The 8,617-nt window shown below is 35.1% G+C and carries 10 protein-coding genes; 2 read left to right on the top strand and 8 right to left on the bottom strand.

Annotation, left to right across the window (positions count from 1 at the left end):
• Nucleotides 1-176, bottom strand: a 176-nt coding sequence (locus ACTTG8_RS09180; protein WP_442561814.1) for an ATP-binding protein, incomplete at its 3' end; no start/stop codon positions are given.
• Between the two features lie 224 nt (nucleotides 177-400).
• Here ACTTG8_RS09180 and ACTTG8_RS09175 point away from each other — a divergent pair.
• On the top strand, nucleotides 401-1,096 hold the full coding sequence (locus tag ACTTG8_RS09175) for an XRE family transcriptional regulator (RefSeq protein WP_442561813.1): 696 nt from the start codon (nucleotides 401-403) through the stop codon (nucleotides 1,094-1,096).
• A gap of 59 nt (nucleotides 1,097-1,155) precedes the next feature.
• Nucleotides 1,156-1,341 (top strand): hypothetical protein, encoded by a 186-nt coding sequence (locus ACTTG8_RS09170; protein ID WP_442561812.1) that lies wholly within the window; start codon nucleotides 1,156-1,158, stop codon nucleotides 1,339-1,341.
• 65 nt (nucleotides 1,342-1,406) lie between these two features.
• Here the strand turns inward: ACTTG8_RS09170 and ACTTG8_RS09165 are convergent, their stop codons facing one another.
• The 7 genes from ACTTG8_RS09165 to ACTTG8_RS09135 all read right to left on the bottom strand — a co-directional run bounded on the left by ACTTG8_RS09165 (nucleotide 1,407) and on the right by ACTTG8_RS09135 (nucleotide 8,540).
• Entirely contained in the window at nucleotides 1,407-3,188 is a 1,782-nt protein-coding gene (locus ACTTG8_RS09165; RefSeq protein WP_442561811.1) for an ABC transporter ATP-binding protein, read from the bottom strand.
• Nucleotides 3,189-3,190: 2 nt separating this feature from the next.
• Entirely contained in the window at nucleotides 3,191-4,909 is a 1,719-nt protein-coding gene (locus ACTTG8_RS09160; protein WP_442561810.1) for an ABC transporter ATP-binding protein/permease, read from the bottom strand.
• A gap of 77 nt (nucleotides 4,910-4,986) precedes the next feature.
• The gene (locus tag ACTTG8_RS09155; protein ID WP_442561809.1) at nucleotides 4,987-5,760 is read right to left on the bottom strand and encodes an ABC transporter ATP-binding protein; all 774 of its coding nucleotides are present in this window, start codon (nucleotides 5,758-5,760) and stop codon (nucleotides 4,987-4,989) included.
• Nucleotides 5,761-5,763: 3 nt separating this feature from the next.
• Nucleotides 5,764-6,777: a FecCD family ABC transporter permease gene (locus tag ACTTG8_RS09150; protein ID WP_442561808.1), complete on the bottom strand. Its 1,014-nt coding sequence runs from the start codon at nucleotides 6,775-6,777 to the stop codon at nucleotides 5,764-5,766.
• A 23-nt stretch (nucleotides 6,778-6,800) separates the two neighbouring features.
• Complete coding sequence (locus tag ACTTG8_RS09145; RefSeq protein ID WP_442561807.1) at nucleotides 6,801-7,829, bottom strand: ABC transporter substrate-binding protein; 1,029 nt, start codon at nucleotides 7,827-7,829, stop codon at nucleotides 6,801-6,803.
• A 144-nt stretch (nucleotides 7,830-7,973) separates the two neighbouring features.
• Nucleotides 7,974-8,099 carry a hypothetical protein gene (locus ACTTG8_RS09140; RefSeq protein WP_442561806.1) on the bottom strand — a complete coding sequence of 42 codons (126 nt, stop codon included), beginning with the start codon at nucleotides 8,097-8,099 and terminating at the stop codon, nucleotides 7,974-7,976.
• A 129-nt stretch (nucleotides 8,100-8,228) separates the two neighbouring features.
• Nucleotides 8,229-8,540, bottom strand: a complete 312-nt coding sequence (locus ACTTG8_RS09135) for a hypothetical protein (RefSeq protein WP_442561805.1) — start codon at nucleotides 8,538-8,540, stop codon at nucleotides 8,229-8,231.
• Nucleotides 8,541-8,617: the final 77 nt, after the last annotated feature.

Here is an 8,617-nt window from a genome sequence, read left to right as displayed (position 1 = left end):
TGAGGGACATAATTCAGATTAGGCATTATCACAGTGAATTGGTATCTGTCTGAACGGAATGTCGGCTTCTTGTTATCTGTATAATTTTTCTGAAACTCATATCCGCTTATTATTTTACCAAATCCACTTCCCTTACGCTCCATATAACCAAGCCTGTTAAGTACATTCCTATTCATATCCCCGCCTTTCTTTGTAGGTTCTTTTGCCTGTTTGTAAGTTAAGTATACTGTCATCGCATTGAATAATATAACTCTGTTTTAGATGATATTCAAGTGAAATATATTTCATCTAATTCAAGCATATTGATATTATACTTGAAAATCCTACTTTTTTATGCTATAGTTAGTATCAGTACATAGGAGAATTTATACCAAGCAATATATTAGAAAGGCGACTTGCTATGAAAGATTTAGGAAAGGTCATTGCTGTACACAGAAAAGCATATAAGCTGACACAGAGCCGGCTAGCAGAAAAGCTTACAGAATATGACATATATGTAAAGCCAAATAGTGTAAGCTCGTGGGAATCAGGAATTTCACTGCCAAGCTCAAAGCAGCTTCTTGCCATATGTGAGATTTTGAATATCTATGATATATATACAGAATTTATAGGAACCAATCCTGACAATCCTTTCCGCAATCTGAATAAAGAAGGTGTAGATAAGGTGTTAGAATACACCCGATTGCTTGAAAAAAGCGGTGATTACAGGATGGCAGAGATTATCTCTCTCCATGTGATAAGGGAGAGGAGGGTATACTATGCAGCTGTATCCGCCGGCAATGGCTCATTCTTAAACGGGGAAGACTATGAAGTGTACTCATCTGCAGATATTCCTGAGAAAGCCGACTTTGGTGTATATATCAGTGGAGAAAGTATGGAACCTATTTATCATGACAGAGAGCTTATATGGATTGAGCAGACTGAGCAGCTCGAAGATGGTGAAACAGGCATCTTTTATCTTGATGGAAATGCTTATGTGAAGAAATTTCAGAATAACAAGAAAGGGACTTATCTTGTTTCACTTAATAAGGCATATGAGCCAATGCCTATTACTGAGAGCAGCTCATTTAAGATTTTTGGGCGTGTTTTATCCTGATAAAGTAAGAAAAGAATTGGAAGATAAGAGAATGTGGCTATGGGTGAAAAAACAGTTGTATGCAGGTTAAAAGAAAAACGTTGCCTCCATTTGTTCCAAAATACACACAGCCGCCTATCAGAAAGAGAATAGCCGAGATGGATATGGCACTGTATTTTAACAGGGTTAAAGGCTTAAATTTTTTGATTACAGGCAGTATTAAAAACGGCAGGACTATGCTGACTCCTGCTGTTGCCATCCTATAAATTCCATATACATAATCACCTGAAACAAGTTCAGGATTTTCATTATATTTATCCTTTTAAGCCTGTCACCCAGCACTCCACTTATAGGAGTCAACATCACTCTCATATCCTTCCCCTAAAACTCTCCTAAAATTCTCATTACCCTCATAAATCTCAGCAAATGTCCCAAAAGCTTCACAAACTCCGTCCTTTATGAAGGCTACATAGTCTGCACTCTTAATTGTAGAGAGTCTGTGGGCTATCATAAGAGCAATCTTTCCTTTCTTTAGCTCCTTTAGTGACTCATTTATGGCTCTTTCATTTTCATAATCCAGATTAGCTGTAATTTCATCCATAATTAAAATAGGTGAATCCTTAAGGAAGGCTTGGGCTATGGATACTCTCTGTTTTTCACCACCTGAAAGAGCAGCGCCTCTTTCCCCTATGACTGTCTTGCTTCCATTTGGAAGCCTGTTTACTAAATCCATAATATGGGCATTTTTAAGGGCTGTCTCTATCTCACCTTCGCTTGCACCTTCTTTTGCAAGCCTCAGGTTATCTTCTATGCTCTTATTAAATAAATATACATCCTGCGGAATGGCAGATATTAGCTTTCTAAGTTCCTCTATCTTTATGTCCTTTATATTCACTCCATTTATTAAAATACTTCCTCCATCCACATCCCAGAACCTCTGTAAAAGCTTGATTAATGTGGATTTGCCTGAGCCTGAAGTGCCTACTAAAACGACAGTCTTTCCTTCTTCTGCCGTAAATGAAACATCCTTAATTACTTCATTTTTATCGCCTGTCACCTTGTCTTTGTAAGAAAATCTTACTGAATTAAACTCTAACTTCTTATCTGTACTTCCCATTACATCTTTAAAAGTTTTAGTGCCGCTGTTTATTACAGGCTCATCTTCATTAAGGAAGTCAAACACTCTCCTTGCTGCCGCAAATATTCTTCCATAATTGCTTTTCATCATCAGCATTTCACTGAGAGGGCTGTAAACCATACTTGAAATTGCAATGAGAGGGAGCACAAATTCGACAGAATATTCCCCTCTTGCAGCAAAATACACGCTTGCAATAGCTGAAATCACTGACGATATGCCTATAATTAAGTTCGTATTGGTAACTTCTTTTACTGCTTCCTTTGCATAGTTAAAATAAGCCTCATTATAAGCATCATTGTACTTATACATCTTGTTAAAATATCCCTTATGCCCGCCAAAGGTAATGATTTCCTTTAAGCCCTGTATTCCATCTATAATAACAGCATTTAATTCGCCAAGCTTTGACTGGGTTTTGCTTCCATACTCATCAGCCTTTTCATTCTTCTTACTAGAAACAAGGAGGATGAGGGCTGAAAATATAATTAAAATTAATGAAAGGCCTGGCGAGAAGAATCCTATTGCAATAAATGAGATGATGGGCAGGACTGCCGCCACAAATATCTGTATTAAAGAATGCGCATAGAACCACTCTAAGATTTCCACATCTTCAAGTACCACGCTCATTATGTCTCCGCTTTTCTCCCCTTCAAGCCCTGCAGGCGCAAGGTTTGCTATTTTTTCATAAGATATTCCCCTAAGTGCTGTAAGTATCCTGTAAGCCACATCATGTGCCACATAGATATCCAGATAATTTAACACAGCCATGCTTACAACCATTGCAAGTACAGTTAAAAAATGTGTCTGAGGGTTAGTTAAAGTGCCCGAGATTCCCTTTGATACAATTAAGGCTGTTTCAAAGCTTAAGAGTATAGGCACTATCTTATATAAGGCATGAATAATTATGCTGAAAATGACACTGAGCCTGTAATTTTTAATATATTTTGAAAGCAGGAGCACATATTTTACCTTCCCCATAATTATTTCACCCCCTTTATCAGCCTTCTGTAAATCTCACAGTTTTCTTCTAAGTAAGAACTGCTGCCTCTGTCTGCAATACAGCCGTTTTCTACCACTAAGATTTCATCAGCCATACTGATAGTAGACAGCCTGTGTGCTATCATAAGCATTGCCTTATCAGGCTTTAGTTTACTAAGCGTTTCGCCTATGTATTTTTCATTTTCCCTGTCTAGGGCAGAGGTTGCCTCATCAAAAATAATTATAGGCGCATCTTTTAGTAAAGCCCTTGCAATAGCTATCCTCTGCCTTTCCCCTGTTGAAAATCTGCTGCCAAGCTCATCTACACTTGTATCGTAGCCATTTGGAAGTGACATAATCAGGTCATAAATCATCGCTTTTTTAGAAGCTTCAAATATTTCTTCGTCTGTGGCAGAAGGCTTGCCCATCTTTATATTGTCATAGATGCTTCCATAGAATAAATGGTTGTCCTGCCACACTGCCGATATATTGTCATTAAAAAACGCTGCTGTCTCGTTGCCCATCTTCACATCATTTAATATAACTTCTCCACTGTCAGCCCTGTAAAAGCCCATAAGAAGCCCTGCTATGGTTGACTTGCCTCCACCTGACGGCCCTACCAGAGCTATAACCTTACCTTTATGAAGTTCAAACGAGATATTTTTTAAAGTGTCTTTATTAGCTCCCTTATATCTGAAATTTACCTTGTCAAAGCTTAGTTTCACATCATTAATTTTATTCTCCTTAACAGCACTTCTATTTAAGGAAGCTTCCAGTTCCTTCCTGTTTTTAAGCTCATTTTTAATAAGGTCATTTTCCATAAGATTATCGCTTTTCGTTTCCAAGAATTCACTTAAAGAATACGAGCCTGAAACTCCCTGAAAGCCCAAATGCCATGCATTTATAAGGCTCAGCATTGGCGAAAATGTAGCTCCTATGATAAAAAAGGCGTAAATAAGGAAACTTTTATCTATATAGCCATAAGCACATCTAAGCCCCATTATGGCTATAGTAAGGGCTGTGCCGACCCTTAAGAAAAACTCTGAAAAAGTGCCTTCTATAATAGTTACCTTGAGGTGATCCATAACTGCTTTTCTAAAATTTTCTCCATGGGCTTTAACATCTCTTACATACTTCGCATCAGCATTAAATGCCTTTAAGCTGACCATACCCTGAATGCCGTCTAAACATTCACTATAATAGTTAGCATGCTCTTCCCATTCTTTCTTTCCTTTTTCCTTCATTAGTTTGAAAAATACCATAGGAATTACAAGCATCATTATTACTGAAATAAGCGAAACAATACCCACATAAATATCTATATAGAATAAAAATATAATGAAGATACCTGCATTTAAGACTGCGCTCACTATGACCGGCAGATATCTTGTATAGTAGTTCATAAGCCATTCTACTCTGGCTGTAAATGTAGATGTGAGCGTGCCTGTGCGGATGGTATCTGCATACTCAGGCCCAAGCAGGAAAAGCTTTGTAAGTATCTTTGTCCTTACATTGTCCTTAATGTTTACTCCTGCTTCATTTACTATCTTAACATTCAGTTTGTATAAGAGTTTGATTACTATAAGCAAAAATATTATTAAAGCTATGAAGTAAAATACAGGAACAGCTGTAATCTGCATAGATTTTAACATTTCATTTATTAAAATGCTTAAGCAGACTGAAACTGCTGATGAAAATATTGTAATTATCAGCTGAAGCAAGATGGCTTTTTTTACTTTACTCTCTGAACCTTTTAAAAATGCAATTAATGCTTTATTGATAAAAATAAAATCACCCCCTAATAGCAGGAACTTATATAGTCTACTACAGTCTTTTCTTCATCACTTATAATTTTAGCATTTATTTTAAATATATCTTTCAATATTTTTTCTGTTATTATTTCCTTAGGGCTACCTGCTACAAGGATTTCTCCTTTATTTATAAGAACTACTTCATCACAAAATTTCATAGCTAAGTTAAGATCATGAATTGCTGCTATTATAGTTAGTCCCAATCCTCTTAATATTTCTAGTATTTTGTACTGATATCCTATATCCAAATGATTAGTAACCTCATCTAAAATAAGAATATTACTTTTAGTAATCAAGGCTCTTGCAAGCAATACTCTTTGTTTTTCTCCTCCTGACAATGTTCTGAAAATCCTTTTCTCACTACCGGTTAACCCGACGAGGCTAATGCATTCTTTTAATAACTTATAGTCTTCTTCATATAAACTATTTGTGTTAAATATATTATGATAAGGAAATCTGCCCATCAATATTACATCAGCAACAGTATAGTCAAAATCACTATTATTTTCCTGCGGTAATACAGCAATCATTTTTGCAAATTCCTTAGAATTTATATTATCTATATTAATGTTTTTAAGATAGATTGTGCCAATATTGGGTTCTAATACCCTATATATTTGTTTAAGTAATGTGCTTTTACCACTTCCATTAGGACCAATTATTCCTGTAAACTTATTTTCATTAAAACTTAAACTTATATTCTTACATATTTTGGCTTCCCCTATATGATAAGATAAATCTCTTATATCAATAACTCCCATAAATCACCTTATTTCTTTCTTCATAATGTATAAGAAAAATGGAACTCCTATAAGAGAAGTAAGCACTCCTATTGCAAGCTCTCTTGGTGCAAATATCACTCTTGACACTGTATCTGCCCAAAGAAGAAAAAAAGCTCCCAGCAACGAAGTTACAGGAAGCAACGCTTTATGGTTTGCTCCTATAATTTTTCTTGTTATATGCGGTATTATAAGACCTACAAAACCAATACTTCCGCTTATTGATACAAGCACTCCAACAACCATAGAAACTGTAATTAACAGTATCTTATCTAATCGTTTTACTTTAACTCCTAATATGACCGCTGTCTCTTTACCCATTGAAATGATATTTAACTGTTCTGCAAGAATAATAGCAACAATGAATCCAATAATAACTGCAATCACAGCAAAAGGTACATCCTCCCAATGCACTCCGCCAAGTCCCCCCATCATCCAAAAAACAATCCCACGAACCTTTGAATTATCCGGTGCAAATGATATTATAAGCTGTGTAATGGCACTGCATAACATTGAAATTGATATTCCTGTTAGAACAAGTTTTGAATTAGAATAGCCCCTCTCTTTAGAAGCTATAAAATATACTATAATCATAGAAAACATTGCTCCGATAAATGCCATCAAATTGGTACTTAATGTACTAAGAATTGGTATTTTACCCCAAAATGCTATGGAAAAAGCTGCAAACATACCCGCTCCGGATTGTATTCCCAATGTATATGGTTCTGCCATAATATTTCCTGTAATCGCCTGCATGATAGCTCCAGTCATAGCCACCCCCCCACCAACTGCAATGGCTACAAGTATTCTTGGCAGTCTTACATTCCAGACTATGCTGTTTAAACTCATGTCTTCTAATGATGCAGAAAAAAAATGATATTTATATACCTTTATCACTTCTCTAAAACCTAAATCTGCCGATCCCAAAAATGTAGACAAGGGGATAGATATAATTATTAATACAAATATCACTAAAGAAATTTTCTTATAATTTTTCAAATATCTATCCCCCTTAAAACAATTTATTTTGCTAGTTCAATTATATTTTTGCTAAGTCTTTCAGCAGCATCAAAAATTTGCAATCCCGGAAAAACCTCAACAAGCTTAACTACAACAAAATTATTATTTTTGATTGCAGTTACATTTTCAAGTGCCGGATTTTTCTTAAGGCTTTCTATCTTTTCTTCTGTGGTTCCTGTCGTGTTACCAACATCATAGCTATGAATTATAATGATATCCGGATTTCTTTTAGCAACTTCTTCAAAACTTACTTCTTCAAATGCATTATTAAGGTCACCAAATATATTTTTACCCCCTGCAAGCTTTATCATTTCATCTTCAATTCCCTTTCCTGATGTCAACGCTGTCTTATCTCCACTATCAAAAGCCATAATTTTAACATCAGTTTGCTTTACATCCGCTTTAAGAGCTTCTTCTCTTACCTTTAGATTTTTTATTAATTTGGCAGCTTCATCTTCTTTTTTGAATATTCTGCCTAGATCTTCTATATCCTTATATATATCAGAAAATTTAGGTTCTGCCGAATATGTTCCATTTATACAATAAAAATTGATTTTTTCCTTCTGAAAATCTTCTACTGGAGCTACTCCATATTTCCCAAAACTGTATACTGTGGCATAAACAAAATCCGGCTTTTCGGCCAACAAAACTTCAAATGTAGGGGTTCCTTCCACAATTACTTTTAACTTAGAAAGTTTATCCTGATATTCTGGTAAGCAATCTTCATAGCTTCCTTCAGCTGTTGCAACACCAACTATTTTATCCTCTAATCCAAGTGCCACAAGAATTTGGGCAGCATCATAGCTAAGAGGAACTATTCTCTCCGGCACCTTATCATAAGTAGTTGTCACACCAAAGTTCTCTATGACTACATTTTTTTCATTATCATTACTTGTTTTGCTCATGACCATATTGCTTTTAGATGAAGACATGGTGCTTTTATCATTATTTTTCACATTAGAACAACCTGATATAGTTAATGATAATGCTAATAAAGACATAATGCTTATAACTTTCATATTAATTTTCATGACATATCCTCCAATGATTTATAAATTATTATCTTTCTCTCAGCTTATATTTCTTAGTGTGGGTATATTCCCATATACAAATCCTCATATTTTTTAATCTTATCAGAATATCCATTTAATTTTTCAAAACTAAATAATCTATCACTAGCCACAATCAATGGGGCTGGTATTGATTGAAGATGTGGCGTTGTTATAATTCTTGTATTTTGCCAAATCAACTACAGTTTCACCAGCACTACACTTTATATCTTTTTCAATAAAGTAGCTCATAGTATATCTCCCCCCTTTCCTTATTACTAGAGTAGATATTCTATCCAGAAAAAAAGTAGCATAAATAATAATGATTGTCAATATCATTAAACTAAGTATTAGTATAAATTGCAACACTGAGTATCCACCTCAAGTAAATAATTCCTTGTACACTTCATCAGCAGACTTTCCACTAAATTGTTTCCTTGGATATTCGTTTATATATTTTTCTATCTTCCTGATATACACCTTACTGTACTTTCCTATATCAATACCTTTTCTTATAAAACGGCGAATGAATCTATTATTATTCTCATTACTTCCTCTCTCATAAGAACAATAACTATGTGCATAGAAATAGGCTATTCCCATTTCCCGGTGTCCAAGCTCTTCTCTAGTCTCTATCCTTTCAGAGCGTTCCTCTATGCTTCTTCCTCCGTTCTTCTTTATGCGTTTCTCCAACCCTCCATGTCTTTCATATTTTTTATTATAAGGAAGTCTTTTTTGACTTTTAAATCAGAATTCAGCATTTCTACACT

Origin of the sequence: Catonella sp. (assembly GCF_052173895.1) — a bacterium.
In the GTDB taxonomy this organism is placed as follows: domain Bacteria; phylum Bacillota; class Clostridia; order Lachnospirales; family Lachnospiraceae; genus Catonella.
The sequence above is the reverse complement of the archived record's forward strand: the minus strand, read 5'-3'. Positions and strand labels throughout refer to the sequence as shown.